Annotated in this window: 14 protein-coding genes; all 14 read left to right on the forward strand. The window is 58.6% G+C overall.

What is annotated here, in order from left to right; all coding sequences use genetic code 11:
* Nucleotides 1-27 precede the first annotated feature (27 nt).
* Entirely contained in the window at nt 28-519 is a 492-nt protein-coding gene (locus AB8846_RS02190) for a type VI secretion system amidase effector protein Tae4 (RefSeq protein WP_063143859.1), read from the forward strand.
* Nucleotides 516-869, forward strand: a complete 354-nt coding sequence (locus AB8846_RS02195; RefSeq protein ID WP_063143860.1) for a T6SS amidase immunity protein Tai4 family protein — start codon at nt 516-518, stop codon at nt 867-869. Before AB8846_RS02190 ends, AB8846_RS02195 begins: the two co-directional genes overlap by 4 nt.
* 86 nt (nt 870-955) lie before the next feature.
* Complete coding sequence (tagH, locus tag AB8846_RS02200) at nt 956-2,719, forward strand: type VI secretion system-associated FHA domain protein TagH (protein WP_370731915.1); 1,764 nt, start codon at nt 956-958, stop codon at nt 2,717-2,719.
* A complete protein-coding gene (locus tag AB8846_RS02205; RefSeq protein ID WP_014884226.1) occupies nt 2,716-3,513 on the forward strand; it encodes a PP2C family serine/threonine-protein phosphatase in 798 nt (265 codons plus the stop codon). The genes tagH and AB8846_RS02205 overlap by 4 nt, the downstream gene beginning before the upstream one ends.
* A 16-nt stretch (nt 3,514-3,529) precedes the next feature.
* A complete protein-coding gene (locus AB8846_RS02210; protein WP_370731916.1) occupies nt 3,530-4,528 on the forward strand; it encodes a hypothetical protein in 999 nt (332 codons plus the stop codon).
* Between the two features lie 9 nt (nt 4,529-4,537).
* Complete coding sequence (locus AB8846_RS02215; protein ID WP_370731917.1) at nt 4,538-5,350, forward strand: type VI secretion system accessory protein TagJ; 813 nt, start codon at nt 4,538-4,540, stop codon at nt 5,348-5,350.
* On the forward strand, nt 5,343-5,906 hold the full coding sequence (tssE, locus tag AB8846_RS02220) for a type VI secretion system baseplate subunit TssE (protein ID WP_063143864.1): 564 nt from the start codon (nt 5,343-5,345) through the stop codon (nt 5,904-5,906). The genes AB8846_RS02215 and tssE overlap by 8 nt, the downstream gene beginning before the upstream one ends.
* Nucleotides 5,907-5,908: 2 nt before the next feature.
* A complete protein-coding gene (gene tssF / locus AB8846_RS02225; RefSeq protein WP_370731919.1) occupies nt 5,909-7,780 on the forward strand; it encodes a type VI secretion system baseplate subunit TssF in 1,872 nt (623 codons plus the stop codon).
* A complete protein-coding gene (gene tssG, locus AB8846_RS02230; RefSeq protein WP_370731920.1) occupies nt 7,777-8,820 on the forward strand; it encodes a type VI secretion system baseplate subunit TssG in 1,044 nt (347 codons plus the stop codon). The genes tssF and tssG overlap by 4 nt, the downstream gene beginning before the upstream one ends.
* A 38-nt stretch (nt 8,821-8,858) precedes the next feature.
* Nucleotides 8,859-11,474, forward strand: a complete 2,616-nt coding sequence (tssH, locus tag AB8846_RS02235) for a type VI secretion system ATPase TssH (protein WP_370731921.1) — start codon at nt 8,859-8,861, stop codon at nt 11,472-11,474.
* Between the two features lie 24 nt (nt 11,475-11,498).
* Nucleotides 11,499-12,917 carry a serine/threonine protein kinase gene (locus tag AB8846_RS02240; RefSeq protein ID WP_370731922.1) on the forward strand — a complete coding sequence of 473 codons (1,419 nt, stop codon included), beginning with the start codon at nt 11,499-11,501 and terminating at the stop codon, nt 12,915-12,917.
* A 20-nt stretch (nt 12,918-12,937) separates the two neighbouring features.
* Nucleotides 12,938-13,741 (forward strand): hypothetical protein, encoded by an 804-nt coding sequence (locus AB8846_RS02245; protein WP_370731923.1) that lies wholly within the window; start codon nt 12,938-12,940, stop codon nt 13,739-13,741.
* Nucleotides 13,725-14,177 (forward strand): hypothetical protein, encoded by a 453-nt coding sequence (locus tag AB8846_RS02250; RefSeq protein WP_370731924.1) that lies wholly within the window; start codon nt 13,725-13,727, stop codon nt 14,175-14,177. The genes AB8846_RS02245 and AB8846_RS02250 overlap by 17 nt, the downstream gene beginning before the upstream one ends.
* 71 nt (nt 14,178-14,248) lie before the next feature.
* A complete protein-coding gene (locus AB8846_RS02255; protein ID WP_370731926.1) occupies nt 14,249-16,834 on the forward strand; it encodes a type VI secretion system Vgr family protein in 2,586 nt (861 codons plus the stop codon).
* Nucleotides 16,835-16,877 lie beyond the last annotated feature (43 nt).

A 16,877-nucleotide genomic window follows, 5' to 3' on the forward strand; every position in this document is an offset into this window, starting at 1 on the left:
CTGAGCTTCTTATCAAGGAGAAATGAGATGTCTCAAATGCGTCCTGCTTTTGGCGCCGCCTGGAACCGATTCAGAGAAGTGAACGTAAACGTAGAACAGGTTGGCAAGTTATTGGGTGGAAAAGTTCAGCATAATATCGACGCCGGTATTTTTAAAAATGCCTGCCCAATACGTATGAGCTACGTCTTGAATTATTGTGGTATTCCGATTCCTTCTAATAGCAAATATGCGACAGTGACCGGAAATGACAAAAAGCGCTATATGTTCCGCGTTAAAGATATGATTGCATTTCTACCCACGGTACTGGGCAATGCAGATATGTCAGTCTCTTCCCCAACGCCTGCCCAATTTGCTGGCAAGCAAGGTATTATCATCTTTACCGGTCACGGCTGGAGCGATGCAACCGGGCATGTAACTCTCTGGAATGGAAATATTTGCTCTGATGACTGTCATTTCCTTGGTTCTCCAGGAAATGGTTCGTTTATTCCTGCCAACGCAACATTCTGGAGCCTGAAATGAAACGTTTACTGCTGCTCGTGTTGGCATTAAATGCCTCTGTGGTTTATGCCCAAACGCTGCCTGATATCAGCGCTTTTTCTCAGCAACAAATTTTTGAAAACTGGGTGCAAAACCGGTGTATCGGTAAGATTGCGGACAGCAAAGCCCTGAAATCTGATGCAGAGGCCAGCGCCGCCGCCTGGCTCGAAGCAAGCAATCTCCCTGCTGAGAATTTTGAAAAAGCCGACAAGGTGATTGTTTCTTTACTGAAAGAGAAAGTCGGCGGTACTGAACCGGGTCATTATCAGGTTTTGAAGTGCAGCTTAATCGCCAATAGCGACGCGATTCGTCCGCTCAAAACAGCAGAATAGAAAAGATGGAATCGGCCCCAAACGCCGCCGTTCTCGCCCCGAGAGCGGCAGCGTTTGAGCGCTAATCATACCAGCAGGAATACGCCATGCGATTCACGATTATTTCTACGAAACCCGGTCATCAGCCGCCGCAAAGCAGCTGTGATTTTTACGCCCCGGGCGGCACCATTGGGCGCGGTACGGATAACAATCTGGTATTGCCGGATAATGACCGCACCATTTCTCGTCTGCAGGCCATTGTTCACGTTGACGCCCAGGGCGAATGCCGCGTGACCAACCGTGGCAGCGTCACCCGCGTGGTATTAAATGACATTCCGCTGGAGCGAGGGCGTCAGGTTGAACTGCAGGATGGCGACATTCTCGGTATTGATGACTACCGTATCGAAGTCACCGAGCTGATCCACGATACCCAGCCCGTGAGCCGAATGGCGGCCAGCATGCATCAGCAGGCGCGTCCGACAGCCGCACCCGCGACCGCTCCACAGCCGAAACCGGCGAGTGCCGCACCGCGCGGGAAGGCCGAGCCGACCGCCGTGCCAACGGAAATCTGGGATAGCCTGATGCAGGAGTTCTCCATCTCCGACAGCATCTCCAGTAACCGTACAAAACCGCAGCCTGCTGCATCGCACGATCCGTTCTCCCAGCCTGCGGCCCCGGAGCGTAACGCCGAAGATCCGCTGGCGATGTTCAACGACAGCGATCCAAAGCTCGAGCGTAAGAATGTCGACCCGGACACGCTGTTCAGCGACGAAGCGTTGTTCAAAAAAGAGAGTATTTTTGACGACGTCACCCCGTCAACGCTGGTGCCGCCGGGCGAGAATAGCCCCGTTAAGCCAGAAGAAGAGGCGACGGATGAACTCGATCCGCTGGCCCTGTTTGGCGGTAAGGCCAGCGCGCCAGCCGCGCGTAATGACGACCCGCTCGGGCTGATGGGCGGTGCGCCATTGACCCATCCGGATGACATTATTGCCGAGAAGCCTGCGCCAGTGCCGGAGCCTGAACAGGAAGAGGACGTGCTGGCCGATTCTCCGCTGTTCGCCCCCGAGCCGCAGGAAGAACCGCGTGCTGAAGAAGAGCCCGCGCGACCGGATTACGCAGGCTTCACCATGCCAACGCCACAGGCCGTTGCGCGCAGCAGCGCTCAGGCCCCGAAAGGCCGCCTGCGCATCGACCCGGTCAATAACGCCGCCGCCCCAACCGCCACGACGAACAGCGGTGAGAAGGGCGACGTGTTGCAGGGCGAGCTGCTGGAGGCGCTACTGGAAGGCATGGGCCTGAGCGAAATGCAGCCCGTTCCGCAGTTTGACCGTGAAAATATGCGTCAGCTGGGGCAGATCCTCGGCATGTTCTCTCAGGGAACCGTGGCGCTGCTTTCCTCGCGCTCCATCCTCAAGCGCGGCGTGAAAGCCGATATGACCATGGTGCTGGACGATGCCAACAACCCGTTCAAGCTGTTGCCGACCGGCAAAACCGTGCTGATCCAGATGTTCGGCACCCCGATGCCGGGCTTTATGCCGCCGACAAAATCCGTGCGCGACGCGCTGATCGATCTGCAGGCGCACCAGCTGGGCATGATCTCCGGTATCCGCGCCATTATTGCCGCGATGCTGCAGTCCTTTAATCCGGAACAGCTGGAGGAGCAGGCGAAGCAGAACGGGATGACCTCCCGTCTGGCGCTGCCGGGCAGCCGCAAAGCCGCCCTGTGGGACTATTTTGTGCGCAGCTATGGCGAGACGGCTGGCGAGATTGAGGATGACTTCCACACCCTCTTCGGCGAGGCCTTCCTTCATGCGTATGACATGGAGGTGAATCAGTACAAAGACTCACAGAGCGGATCGGAAGACAAATGAATATCGCAACGGCTTCTCTCTCCCGCCAGGGGACGCGCGCCAGCAACCAGGATCAGACGGGAGAAACCATAGGGGAACGTTCGGCCTGCTTTGTCGTCTGCGACGGCATCGCGGGCCTGCCGGGCGGTGAGGTGGCTGCAGAGCTGGCCCGCAACAGCATCATCTCCCGCTTCGATGGCGACAAGCATCTTAACGCGCAGCACATCCGCGACTACGTGCAGACGGCGAACCGCACTATCCTCAGCGAACAGCAGGCCGTGCAGGACTATCGCCGGATGGGCACGACGCTGGTCAGCCTGTTCATTGACCGTGATTACGGGCTGGCCTACTGGGCGCATGCCGGAGACAGCCGCCTGTATCTGTTTCGCCGGGGATGGCTGTGGCATGTGACCACCGACCACAGCCTGGTGCAGCAGATGAAGGATGCCGGTCACCAGACCGACAACCTGAACAGCAATTTGCTCTATCTGGCGCTCGGGATTGAAAACGGCGGGCCGGAAGCGAGCTACAGCGACGTGGTGCAGGTTGAAGACGGCGATGCCTTTTTACTGTGCACCGACGGGTTCTGGCACGGCGTCAGCGAAGAGCAAATGAAGCAGTCGCTGCATATGGTCAATACGCCGCAGGAGTGGCTGACCTTAATGAACCAAATCATTCAAAAGAATGGCGAACAGGAGGGGAATGCTCAGGATAACTATACTGCCCTGGCGGTATGGATGGGCAACCCTCAGGACACCACTTTGCTGCACACCCTCTCTGACGCAGCACAATTTCTTCCCTGCGGAACTGATTAGACACACAAGGAACGATATGAAACTTTGGCTATCGGGTTTGGCACTTCTGGCGGTCACCTCCACCGCGCAGGCTGAGAATTTCCGCATCGTGCAGTCTCCTGCGCAGAAGCTGGATATCTGGATCGACAACATTAAAGACAATACGCCGCAGAGCTGGTGTAAGCCTGAGGTGGCGCTGCGTATCGTGGCGAACGGCAAGAAAGACGTCTCCGTGCTGGAGAACTTTGTGCCGCGTCTTGGCTCCCTGCTGGAACACCAGTGCAGCAAAGTGAATAAACTTAGCTGGACGCTCAACGACCCGGCGGGTACCACGCTGGCGCAGGGCACGGCAGGCAAAGCGCAGGACTGGGCGCTGGTGGTGAAACAGGAGCAGGCCGCGCCCGCTGCGACCGTCACTGAAACCCCAGCCAGCGGCGCGTTACTGCCGCCAGACCAGAACGTGGCGTCCCGCACCGTCGCCGCTGACCGCACGCCGTGGCAGGAATTTACCCTGCAGGACGGCTGCCACCTTCGCACCTTCTGGGAAGGGGGCGCTTCCGCTCCGGCGCTCTTTATTCCGGATTCTGACACCACCCGCTGCGGTAACGGCAGCTGGCTGAGCGGACACACCGTTGTTTCTCAGTCCCGCAGCGGCGGACAGAAAGAGATGGCGGTGACCTACATCCATGGCTTCCCGGTGACCGGACTGAACCAAAGCGCCGATCCTGAAAACGCGCTGATCACCTCCGTCAACAAGGAGCGCATGGTATTCAGCACGCCAAACAGCGACCAGAGCTGGATGATCCTGCCTTACGATAGCGCCCTGAACAGCTGGAAAAGCAACGGCACCGTAGCGGTAGAGATTTCCCGTGAAATCGCCAGCGATGACGCAAAGCTGCAGGCGCGCATCGCGGCGGTGAAAAAGACCTGGAGCGCCTGGGTCGCACCCGGCACGCCGCTGAATATCGTTCTGATTGATACCCTGCGTCCTCAGCTTCGCGATCCGGCCGTCGGCGCGTGGCGCGCGGCGAATTAAGGAATGGCTATGAATACGCTCTATCAACGCCTGGCGGGCGAGTCGCTCAGCGATGCGCTGGCGCGCCTTGAGGCTGAAATCAAAGCCCGTCCGGCGGATGCCGACCTTCGCGCCGCGTTCGTGCAGTTTTTAACCCTCAGCGGCAACTGGGCGCGTGCGCTGACCCAGCTGAAAAGCTGGCTGGCACTCAAGCCTCAGGCGAAGCCCACCGTCACGCTGCTGGAGCAGTCCATTCAGGGCGAGCTGCAGCGCGCGCAGGTGATGGCGGGACAGGTGCGTCCGGCTATGCCTGAAGCCCAGTGGCCGTGGCTGACTGCTCTGGCCGCGGCGCTGAGCGAGGAGGGCGAGCGGGCCCGGGCGCTGCGTCTGGAGGCCCTCGATCGGGCTCAGGCCACCCCCGGCAACATTATCCTGGAAAACGAGGAGACGCAGGGCTTTGACTGGCTGATGGACGGCGACGCCCGTCTCGGCCCGGTCTGCGAAACCATCGTCAACGGCCGCTATTTCTGGCTGCCGTTTAGCGCTATCGCGGAGATCCGTTTCCAGGCGCCTGCCAGCGTGACCGATCTGGTCTGGCGTCACGCGCTGGTGCGCCTGACCGACGGTACGGAGCAGGTGTGTCAGATCCCGGCGCGTTATCCTTTTGCTGCCGATGCCCCTGATGCAGTCAAGCTGGGCCGCACCACCGAATGGCAGCCGCTCGACGAAGACGGCACCCTTTACGAAGGGATGGGCCAGAAAGCCTGGCTGAGCGAGCAAAGCGAAAGCTCGCTGCTGTCCTTAAGCCTCGTGACGTTTGCGACGGACGGAGCCGATGAGTAATCCCGCTGGCGAAGGCGATCTGCTGCGCAGCGGCTGGCAAGCCCGCAGCAGGCAGGAGAAGGTGGGGGCGCGCGACAAAATGCAGCCCTCGCTGCTGGATCGCCTCACCGATAACGACCCGGAAAAAAAACGCGAGTCGGCCAACAGTAATCTGATCACCCACGCCGCCCTGCGCCGCAATGTGCTGCGCGATCTGCAGTGGCTGTTTAATACCATTAACCACGATGCCTCCGGCGATTTGAGCGCCTTGCCGCACGTGAACCGCTCGGTGGTCAACTTCGGCGTCGCGCCGCTGGCCGGAAAGAGAATGTCGGATATCGAATGGCACGATATCCAGCGCAAGCTCACCGAGGCCATCATCAATTTTGAGCCGCGCATTTTGCCGCAGGGGCTGCAGGTCCGCTGCGTGTCGGATACCTCCTCGCTGGATCTGCACAACGTGCTCTCCATCGAGATTAAAGGGCGTCTGTGGTGCGTGCCGTACCCGCTGGAGTTTCTGTTTCGTACCGATGTCGATCTGGAAAACGGCCATTTTGAACTGAAAGATGCGGGGTAATCATGGAAAGTAAACTGCTCGAATACTACAACCGCGAGCTGGCCTACCTGCGCGAAATGGGGGCCGAGTTTGCCGAACGCTACCCTAAGGTCGCCGGACGGCTGGGCATGCGCGGCATCGAAGTGGCGGACCCGTATACCGAACGTCTGATGGAGGGCTTCGCCTTCCTGACCTCCCGCGTGCAGATGAAAATGGACGCGGAGTTTCCGCGCTTCTCCCAGCGTCTGCTGGAGATGATTGCGCCTAACTATCTCGCGCCCACGCCGTCGATGGCGATCGCGGAGATTGAGCCCGACAGCAGCCGGGGCGACCTGAGCAAGGGCTTTATCGTGCCGCGCGGCACCATGATGGACAGCCTGGCGCTGAAAAAAACCGGCGTGACCTGCAGCTATACCACGGCGCACGAGGTCAACCTGCTGCCGCTGAAAATCGACAAGGTCGAGCTGGGCGGCGTGCCCGCCGATCTGCCGCTCGCGCAGCTGGGGCTGAGCCAGCGTGGGATCGGCAGCGCCTTACGGATCCGCATCGCCTGCGACGGCCCGCAAAACCTCGGGCACCTGGATTTCGACCGTCTGGAATTTTTCCTCGGCGGTCCGGATATTGAAGCCCTGAAGCTGCTGGAGCTGGTGATGGAGCACCACGCCGGGATCGTCTGTCAAACGGTCAGCCCGCAGCCGCAGCGACGGCTGCTGGCGTCGGACGCGCTGCGCCAGGAGGGCTTTGAGCCTGACCAGGCGCTGCTGCCGGACGATCTGCGTAACTTTGACGGCTATCGCCTGCTGCAGGAGTATTTCGCCTTTCCGGCCCGTTTCCGCTTTATTAGCCTGAGCGGTCTGAGCACGCTCATCCAGCGCTGTGAAGGTGAAAAAGCCTTCGATATCTTCATTCTGCTGGATAAGTCGGATGAACAGCTTGAGCGCGTGGTCGATGCCAGCCATCTGGCGCTGCACTGTACGCCGGTCATCAACCTGTTCCCAAAGGTCGCGGCGCGGCAGAAGCTGAATGAAGGCCAGCATGAATACCATCTGGTGGTGGATAACATCCGTCCGCTGGATTATGAAATTTACGCGGTCAAAAAAATCTATGGCAGCGCGGACGGCCAGCGTGATGACCAGACGTTTCGTCCATTCTGGAGCTCCTGGAGCGGCGATGCGGGCAACTACGGGGCCTATTTTTCCCTGCGTCGCGAACAGCGCGTGCTGTCCGAGCACGCCCTGCGCTACGGTACCCGCACCGGCTATATCGGCTCGGAGGTCTTTGTCTCGCTGGTGGATGAACAGCACGCGCCCTGGCAGGAAAACCTGCGCTACATCTCTGCCGAGGTGCTCTGCACCAGCCGTGACCTGCCGCTGATGCTGCAGCAGGAGCTCGGGCAGTTCATTATGGCCGACTCCATGCCGGTGAAATCCCTCACCCTGCGCAAAGGCCCGACGCCGCCGCGTCCCGCGCTGGCAGAAGGGTTCAGCACCTGGCGGCTCATCAGCCAGCTGCAGATGAACTACCTCAGCCTGATGGACAGCGAAGACGAAGAGGGTGCGGCCGCGCTGCGCCAGCTGTTAGGGCTGTACGCCAACCTGGCTGAAACGCCCGTTGCGCGTCAGGTGGAGGGGGTACGCCACTGCGTGCTGGAGCCGGTTCACCGCCGCGTGCCTGAACCCGGCCCGGTCGTTTTCGCCCGCGGGATCGGCATTACCCTGACGGTAGATGAGCGCGCCTTTTCCGGCGCCAGCCCGTGGCTTTTCGGCAGCGTGATGGAGCGTCTCTTTGCCCGTCTGGTGTCCATCAACAGCTTTACGGAGTTCACCCTGAAGAGTCAGCAGCGCGGCGAGATTGGCTACTGGGCGCCGCGCATGGGTAAAAGGGCGCTGATATGAGTGACGCTGCCGCTGCACCGCTGCGCGTGCATCGCCTGACCCGTCTGCCGGATGCGTTCTGGAGCGGGGTTCGCGAGACGCCCTGGCGCTACGATCTGTTTCAGCTGTTAAGGCGCATTGATGCCCAGGGCGGCGAGCGCTACCCGCTGGGACGCGCGCCGCTGCCGAAATTTGAGCCACTGCGCATCGGCCAGCAGCCGTCGATGAGTTTTGCACCGTCGACGCTGGCCCAGGTGCGTCAGCGGGAGGAAAGCGGGCTTCATGAGGTCTCTATCCTCAGCTTCGGCCTGTTTGGCCCGAACGGCCCGCTACCGGTCCACATGACCGAATACGCCCGCGAGCGTATTTATCATCATCAGGACACCAGCCTCAGCGCGTTTGCCGATCTGTTCCATCACCGCCTTGCGCTGCTGTTTTACCGCGCCTGGGCGGATGCGCAGCCGACCGTCTCTCTGGATCGCGCCGATAACAGGCGCTTTGAGGGCTACCTGGCGTCGCTGATTGGCATGGGCCAGCCGGGTCAGATGAACAAAGGCAACCTGAGCTCGCACGCCCGCTTTACCCACGCCGGACACCTGACCCGTCACGGGCGGGACCCGGAGGGGCTGGAGAAGATCCTGCGCAACTATTTTAAAGCGCCGGTTAAGCTGGTGAGCAACGTGCCGCAGTGGATGCCGCTTTCCACGCGCGAGCAGGCGCAGCTTGGCGCAGGACGCCGCATGCCGCGCATGGGTGAGTCCGCTTTTCTCGGCGTCGCCGTCCGCGACGTGCAGCATAAGTTTCGCATCGACATTGGCCCGCTGAGCGCGGAGGAGTACAACCGTTTTCTGCCGGGGGAAGCGTGGGTCACCGAGCTGCGCGACTGGGTGCGTCAGTACGTCGGGGTGGAGTTTGAATGGGAAACGCGGGTGATCCTGCGCGAAGACGCGGTGCAGGGCACCACGCTCGGGAGCCCCGGGCGATTAGGCTATAACACCTGGCTGGGCCTTCAGCCGCAGCCTGTCCCGCGTGGCGATCTGGTGTATCGCGCAGAGCGGTAATCCTTCCGTATACCGAATTATTGTTAATGGAAACTAACATGTCAGAAATTAGCCGTGCCGTGCTTTTCGGCAAACTGGATACGCTGTTATTTACCTCTCTGGAAAGCGCCACTGCGTTCTGCAAGCTGCGCGGCAACCCCTACGTTGAGCTGGTGCACTGGCTGCATCAGTTGATGCAGCAGCAGGATGGCGATCTGCAGCAGGTCATCCGCCACTTTGCCCTCGACGAGCAGCAGCTGACACGCGATATTGTTGCGGCGCTGGATGTCCTTCCGCGTGGCGCCAGCTCAGTTTCCGATCTCTCCGAGCATATCGACAGCGCCGTGGAGCGCGCCTGGGTCTTCGGCTCGCTGAAGTTTGGCGTTAGCCGTATTCGCGGCGGCCACCTGCTGATCGGCATGCTTAAAACCTGGAACCTGGCCAACGTCCTGAAAAGCATCTCGTCGCAGTTTACCCGCCTGAACGTCGAGGTGCTGATTGAGCAGTTCGACGCTATCTGCGCCAACAGCAAAGAGACGCAGCAGGCCGCTGCCGCCGTCGATGCCCCGGCGGGTGCGGTACCGGCGGCTCAGGGGACGCTGGCCCAGTACGGTCAGGACCTGACCGCCCGCGCCCGCGACGGGAAGATTGACCCGGTTGTCGGGCGCGACGAGGAGATCCGCCAGATGGTGGATATCCTGATGCGCCGCCGCCAGAACAACCCGCTGCTGACCGGGGAAGCCGGGGTCGGCAAAACGGCCGTCGTTGAAGGGCTGGCGCTGCGTATCGCCGACGGCGACGTCCCGGAGCCGCTGCAAAATATTCAGCTGTGGCTGCTGGATATCGGCATGCTGCAGGCTGGCGCAGGCATGAAAGGCGAGTTTGAGGCCCGTCTGCAGGCGCTCATTAATGAAGTCCAGTCCAGCGCCACGCCAATCATTCTGTTTATCGATGAAATCCACACCCTGATTGGCGCAGGCGGCCAGCAGGGGACCGGCGATGCGGCGAACCTGCTGAAGCCTGCCCTGGCGCGCGGACAGCTGCGCACCATCGGGGCCACCACCTGGGCGGAATACAAAAAGTACATCGAGAAAGACCCGGCGCTGACCCGTCGTTTCCAGACGGTGCAGGTTCACGAGCCGGACGAAGCGAAAGCCATTCTGATGCTGCGCAGCACCGTGTCGCCGCTGGAGACGCACCACCAGGTGCTGCTGCTCGACGAAGCGGTCAGCGCGGCGGTGAAGCTGTCGCATCGCTACATTCCGGCGCGCCAGCTGCCGGACAAAGCCGTTGCGCTGCTCGACACCGCCTGCGCCCGCGTCGCGGTCAGCCAGAGCGCGCCCCCTGCGCAGCTCGAAGACTGCCTGCGCCACCTTGCCGCGCTGGACGTGGAGATTGAGATTGCTGAACGCGAAGCGCGCGTCGGTGCAGGTGACGCTGAGCGCGTAGCGACGTTACGCGTCGAACGCGACGCGTATGAAACAAAGCGCGAAGCCCTGGCCCAGCGCTGGGAAGAAGAGCGCAGCCTGGTGCAGGAGATTATTCGCCTGCGCGCGGCGCTGTTTGCGGCGGGCGATGAAGACAGCGCCGAGCTGCGCGGCCAGCTGGCGGAACAGCAGCAGGCGCTGAACGCCTTACAGGGTGATGAACCGCTGCTGTTTGCGGCTGTGGATGAAAACGTGGTTGCCGCGGTGGTCTCTGACTGGACCGGGATCCCGCTGGGCCGGATGGTGAAAAACGAGATCGACGCGGTGCTCAACCTCGCCGACATGCTGAACCAGCGCGTTATCGGCCAGCGTCACGGTCTGGATCTCATTGCCCGCCGCGTGAAAACCTCGCGGGCGAAGCTCGACGATCCGAACAAACCGGTGGGCGTTTTTATGCTGTGCGGCCCGTCCGGCGTCGGTAAAACCGAAACCGCGCTGGCGCTCGCGGAATCCCTGTACGGCGGCGAGCAGAACGTTATCACCATCAACATGAGCGAGTTCCAGGAAGCGCACACCGTTTCCACCTTAAAAGGTGCGCCTCCGGGGTACGTAGGGTATGGTGAAGGCGGCGTGTTAACCGAGGCCGTACGCCGCCGTCCGTACAGCGTGGTGCTGCTGGACGAAATTGAAAAAGCGCACCCGGACGTCCACGAGATCTTCTTCCAGGTCTTTGATAAAGGCTGGATGGAGGACGGCGAGGGGCGCCACATTGATTTCCGTAACACCATCATTATTTTGACCTCCAACGTTGGCACCGACCTGATTAGCGCCATGTGCGCCGATCCGGAGCTGATGCCGGAGCCTGAGGCGTTAAGCGGCGCCCTGCGCCAGCCGCTGCTGGAGGTATTCCCGCCGGCGCTGCTGGGCCGCCTGCTGGTGGTGCCGTACTACCCGCTCAGCGACGAGATGCTGGGGCAGATTGTTCGCCTGCAGCTCAAGCGCATTCAGCGTCGTCTGGAAGAGAATCACAGCATTATTTCTGAGTTTGACGACAGCGTGGTGGAACAGATTGTTCAGCGCTGTACCGAGGTGGAGTCCGGCGGCCGCATGGTGGACGCTATTCTGACTAACACCTTGCTGCCTCAGATGAGCCAGATATTACTTACCGCCAGCCGCAGCGACGAGCAGTACCGACGTCTGCGCGTCACCTGCGAGCAGGGCGAGTTTCACTGTCAGTTTGCCGCGTAATAATCATCAAGAGAACTGTAAAAGATGACGGATAATGATAACAATCGGACTGTCCCAAACGCGCTCCCGGTCGGGTACCGCTTCAACGAGTTTGAAATCAAAGAGGTGATCGGCGGCGGCGGTTTTGGCATCGTCTATCGCGCGTGGGATCACCAGCTCGAACGCACTATCGCTATCAAAGAATTTATGCCTTCCTCGCTCGCGGTGCGCGGCGACGACATGACCCTCGTGCTGCGCAGCGAGCGCTTTGGCAAAGCGTTTTCCGCAGGCCTGAACAGCTTTATTCAGGAAGCCCGTCTGCTGGCGCGCTTTAACCACCCGAACCTGCTGCACGTCCTGCGCTTCTGGGTGCAAAACGATACGGCCTACATGGGGACGCTGTTTTACAGCGGCACCACGCTTTCTCGCCTGCGCGAAGAAAAGCCGGAGCTGATTAACGAAGCCTGGATCCGCCGCACGCTGCCGATGCTGTTTGGTGCGATCAAGACCATCCACAACGAAGGCTACCTGCACCGCGACATCTCTCTGGATAACATTCAGATCCAGGATAACGGCCTGCCGGTGCTGCTCGATTTCGGCTCCGCGCGCCGCACCATCGGTAACCTTTCCGACGAAACGGAAACCATGCTGCGCCCGGGCTTTGCGCCGATTGAGCAGTACACCGACGACAACGAAAGCGAGCAGGGCCCGTGGACGGACATTTACGCCCTCGGCGCCGTGCTGCGTACCCTGATTGTGGGCTCTCCGCCGCCGGTCAGCGTGGTGCGCTCGATTCAGGATACCTGCAAACCGCTGGTCGAACTGATGCCGCAGGGCTATTCCATTCCGCTGCTGCAGGCCATCGACCGCGCGCTGGCGCTGCACATGGAGGACCGTCCGCAGTCAATCGACGAGTTCGCCGCGCTGATAGAGATGCCGGTCGCCGGGATCAACGACGTGCTGACGGCGAAAAAGCCCGGCACGATGCTGGTTCCGGTCGAAGACGAAAAACCGGCTTCGCTGCTCGACTGGCGCCGCTACAAGGTCCCGGGCATGGTTGCCGCGGGCCTTCTGGTGGGTGTTGTCGCCGGGGCGATGCTGTTCAGCGGCGGTAACGATGCGCCTGAGCAGGCTGCACAGGCACCGGCAGAGACGCGTCCGGCTGAAACCGCCGCGAACGCGCCGGACGTGAAGCCAGAAACGGCGAAGGCTAACCAGCAGGCGACGGCGCAAGAGACTCCACCGCCTGTCGAGAGCCCTGTTGCGTTGGTCTATATCCGCATCCTCGACGGCGAAACGCTGAAAGTGAACGGCGAGCCAAAAGCGCTGCGTCCGGCGGCCAACGGCTATGCATCGCTCAAGCTGCCAGCCGGTGAGGTGAAGATTGAACTGCAGGGCAACGGAAGAACGCGTGGCCAGACGCTGGATATCACCAAGCCGGGCACCTGGCTGGTGAATCCGTAGGAGTGTAAACAGGAGATATTATGGAAGTGTACGATCTTCGAAGCCAAAGGCTTCGTCCAAAGGAATTCGAAAAGATTGTCTCTCCTGTCTATGCACGGAGCGACGTAGGGCGTGAGTTTGTTGTGGTGCGAGGCGTTTCAAATCCATTTCACAGCATTGATGGTTTAACGTTACGACATCGCTTCGAATTTAATCCTAATGCCTTTTTTGATCCCCTCTATGCGCAAAATCTTAATAAAATAGAGCGGTTAATTGACTCAGGAGAGGTGGTCTTAATAGACCACCGTCAACGGACAAAAGCACTATATCCCTTTTTCATCTCTGAGTCAGGGGAGTTGTTTTGTGTTGATGAGACGATCTACAACTCAGCTTTTGTGAATTACGTCCTCGAACGTTACCGAAATAATGTCTCTCTATTTGGAAAACCAGCCCCAACGCGTGATTCATTCGTTCCCTCTACTAATCATTACGGGCCGGGTTACTGGAAAACTGTTGAAGATGATTATCATGGCACAAAAAATGTTGTGATTATGGCGATTAATCGACTGACGAGCATGGGGGATGAGGGACGGGTATTTGGATCGGACGGTAAAGATTACATGAATACGTCGCGCGATAAAATTCAGCGCTGGACAGCGCTACCCGGAGATCTGGACGGTGAATCGCGCGTGTTTATATCTGAAAAATCTGTCATCAGACGATACGGAGAACAACGATCCATTTATCAGAAATACCTTGAGAGCGATGATGCCTGGGCAGTAAGTGGTAAATCATGGCAATGGATACCTGGAGTCAGAGAAGAGGATTATGAATTTAAAAAGTAAATTATGGTATTTCTGGGGATGCATGGATGTACTGGCTCTTTTGCTTTATTCTGTAAACTCACTTCGCCAGGACAGGATCCCCTTCATTTCAGATTTAATCACGTTTACAGCAACCTCAGATGTAGTTTCAGGAGGCGGTTACAAATTTATCGTAACACTCTTTTTTATATTTGATTTTCTCTTGTTACTTTCACTTTTTGTTTCAGCTTGGCTATTTTTTAAGAGAAAAGACGTTGCGATTAAATTTGCCCTTGCTCAGGAATTTTTTCGTCTAATTTCGTTCAGATGTTCGGTTTCTTTTTTCCCACTTCTGATAAGTGTGCTTGGTATTTCAAGTGTCTGGGTAAATTTAGGATTGTTTGTTATCTCGGAACTGCTAAAAGTATATTCTCTTGTTTACTTAATGGGCAAAAGAAAAAGAACTCATTCACTTTGATATATAAATGACGCTGATGCGTAGATGAGAACCTCTTTTCTGCATCGCATAAGCTAGATGGAATAAAGATTATGCTCAACCGAATTACCGTTCAGCTCCCGGTGGAGGGGCTTCTGTTCTGGAAACTGACGGGCCGCGAGGCGATGTCCGAGTCGTTTGCGCTGACGCTGACCGTGCTCGGCACGGACGCGCGCATCGACCGCAGCAAGCTGCTGGGCCAGCCGGTCACGGTGACCATCCCGACGCAGAGCCTGCTGACCTCCCGCTATGTTAACGGCAAGATTACCCGCGTGGCGGTCAGCGCCGTTGAGCTGACGGGCACCTGCTATGCGGTGTACCAGCTGACGGTGGAGCCGGACCTGTGGCCGATGAAGCGCGACCGTAACCTGCGAATCTTCCAGGGCCAGACGGTGCCGCAGATTGTGAAAACCCTGCTGGGTGAGCATCAGGTTAACGTTGAGGATAAACTCACCGGCAGCTACCGGGTGTGGGACTACTGCGTGCAGTATCAGGAGTCGAGCCTGGACTTCATCAGCCGCCTGATGGAGCTGGAGGGGATTGCCTATCACTTCAGCCACGAGGCGGATAAACACACCCTGGTGCTCACCGACGCCGCCACGCAGCATCAGCCGTTCAGCGGCTATGAGGTCATTCCTTACCACCAGACGCCGTCAGGCGGCAGTACGGATGAAGAGGGCATCAGCCAGTGGGCGCTGGAGGACAGCGTGACGCCGGGGATTTACAGCCTCGACGACTATGACTTCCGCAAGCCGAACGCGTGGCTGTTCCAGGCCCAGCAGAACCCGGCCTCGCCGAAGCCGGGCAGCATCGACGTGTACGACTGGCCGGGACGCTTTGTGGATAAAGGGCACGGGGAGTTCTATGCCCGCATCCGTCAGGAGCGCTGGCAGGTTGAGCATCAGCAGATTCAGGCCACGGCCACGGCGGCGGGGATTGCGCCAGGGCACACCTTCACGTTAACCAACGCGCCGTTCTTCAGCGACAACGGTGAGTATCTGGTGACGGGGGCGGGTTACCACCTCGAAGAGAACCGTTACGCCAGCGGCGAGGGTGAAACTATTCACCGCACCGATTTCACGGTGATCCCGTCGGCGGTGGTGTACCGTCCGGCGCAGACCACGGCGTGGCCGCGCACCTACGGCCCGCAGACCGCGAAAGTGGTGGGGCCGAACGGCGAGAGTATCTGGACGGACAAATACGGTCGCGTGAAGGTGAAGTTCCACTGGGACCGCCTGGCGAAGGGCGATGACACCAGCTCCTGCTGGGTGCGCGTGTCGAGCGCGTGGGCGGGCCAGGGCTACGGCGGGGTGCAAATTCCGCGCGTGGGCGATGAGGTGGTGGTGGACTTTATCAACGGCGACCCGGACCGTCCGATTATTACCGGTCGCGTGTACAACGACGCAAGCATGCCGCCGTGGGCGCTGCCGGCGGCGGCAACGCAGATGGGCTTTATGAGCCGCTCTAAGGGGGGCTCCGTGGACAACGCCAACGCCCTGCGCTTTGAGGACAAGGCGGGCGCAGAGCAGGTGTGGATCCAGGCCGAACGCAACATGGACACCAGCGTTAAAAATGATGAAACGCACAGCGTCGGCGGGGCACGCAGCCATTACGTAAAGAAAAATGAACTGCATCGTGTGGAAGCTAATCAGATCCTGGCGGTGAAAGGCGGGACCGAGATCCTGACGGGGAAAGGCAAGCTGGATGCGGCGGTGGAGCAGTACGTTATCGCTTCCGGAACAAAGCTGCGGCTGGTCTCTGGTGAAAGCGCCATCGAGCTGAATGCTAACGGCAAGATTAACCTGATTGGCAAAGAGTTTAATTTCTTTGTGGAAGGGGATGGTCATATCACCACGGGCGGTAAGCTGCATCTGAATACCTCTGGCACCAAGCCGGGCACCACGGCTCCGGGGGCGGGGCATAAAGGGGATATTGATGCGGCGGTGCAGGCGAAATTTTCGCCACAAGAGAGCGCTAATCGTCCTGCCCCCGTTGCGGCTCCTGCAGCAGGCCAATCGAAACCGGCTCCTGCTTCAGCTTCAACAACAGCTCCCCCTTTGAAAGGTAATTATGTTTACAAAAATAGTCCGAATGGCTCAGATGTTATGCCTTTCAACGACGATGTTGTAAAAGAAATTAATAAGTCGCCTACCCTTCAAACTCAGTTAAAAGATTTGAAAGACAAGGGATGGGCGATTCAACCAGGTGCGACTGGTGGGGGGAGTTATACTGATTCGGATAATAAACTGATCGTTATGGATCCCGAACACATGGAAGACACAGCCAATACAGTACAAACACTGGCTCATGAAGCAGGGCATGCAACATATCCTGTTGCAGCGGACTATTCTAGTAAAGAAAACTTCGTTAACAGCCAGCTTATGGATGAAGGTGGTGCAACATTGAATAATATTAAAATACAGCGTGAAATCCTGGGAAATGGCGGTATTGATATTGATATAGCGGGAAGCCCTGAAAATCTCAAAGCTTACAATACTGCCTATGATAAAATGATAAGTGGTGAGCTGTCGCGCGTTGATGCAGCAAAAGCTATAGGTAAAGTATATGGTAAAGGCGAAATAGCTTCGGGTACCGATCTCAACTACAGCGATTATTACGGGAGTTTCTATGGTAAGTAGAATGACAAAAAACGCCATCCTTTTTTTGCTCCCACTCTTTTCA

This window comes from Enterobacter sp. KB-221C9, from assembly GCF_041320715.1.
GTDB classification, from domain to species: domain Bacteria; phylum Pseudomonadota; class Gammaproteobacteria; order Enterobacterales; family Enterobacteriaceae; genus Enterobacter; species Enterobacter asburiae_D.

Coding starts and splice junctions, on each gene's coding strand:
- AB8846_RS02245 (WP_370731923.1), top strand. CDS start 12,938: ATGGAAGTGTACGATCTTCGAAGCCAAAGGCTTCGTCCAAAGGAATTC.
- tssF (WP_370731919.1), top strand. CDS start 5,909: ATGGAAAGTAAACTGCTCGAATACTACAACCGCGAGCTGGCCTACCTG.
- tagH (WP_370731915.1), top strand. CDS start 956: ATGCGATTCACGATTATTTCTACGAAACCCGGTCATCAGCCGCCGCAA.
- AB8846_RS02215 (WP_370731917.1), top strand. CDS start 4,538: ATGAATACGCTCTATCAACGCCTGGCGGGCGAGTCGCTCAGCGATGCG.
- tssE (WP_063143864.1), top strand. CDS start 5,343: ATGAGTAATCCCGCTGGCGAAGGCGATCTGCTGCGCAGCGGCTGGCAA.
- AB8846_RS02205 (WP_014884226.1), top strand. CDS start 2,716: ATGAATATCGCAACGGCTTCTCTCTCCCGCCAGGGGACGCGCGCCAGC.
- AB8846_RS02240 (WP_370731922.1), top strand. CDS start 11,499: ATGACGGATAATGATAACAATCGGACTGTCCCAAACGCGCTCCCGGTC.
- tssH (WP_370731921.1), top strand. CDS start 8,859: ATGTCAGAAATTAGCCGTGCCGTGCTTTTCGGCAAACTGGATACGCTG.
- AB8846_RS02250 (WP_370731924.1), top strand. CDS start 13,725: ATGAATTTAAAAAGTAAATTATGGTATTTCTGGGGATGCATGGATGTA.
- AB8846_RS02195 (WP_063143860.1), top strand. CDS start 516: ATGAAACGTTTACTGCTGCTCGTGTTGGCATTAAATGCCTCTGTGGTT.
- tssG (WP_370731920.1), top strand. CDS start 7,777: ATGAGTGACGCTGCCGCTGCACCGCTGCGCGTGCATCGCCTGACCCGT.
- AB8846_RS02255 (WP_370731926.1), top strand. CDS start 14,249: ATGCTCAACCGAATTACCGTTCAGCTCCCGGTGGAGGGGCTTCTGTTC.
- AB8846_RS02210 (WP_370731916.1), top strand. CDS start 3,530: ATGAAACTTTGGCTATCGGGTTTGGCACTTCTGGCGGTCACCTCCACC.
- AB8846_RS02190 (WP_063143859.1), top strand. CDS start 28: ATGTCTCAAATGCGTCCTGCTTTTGGCGCCGCCTGGAACCGATTCAGA.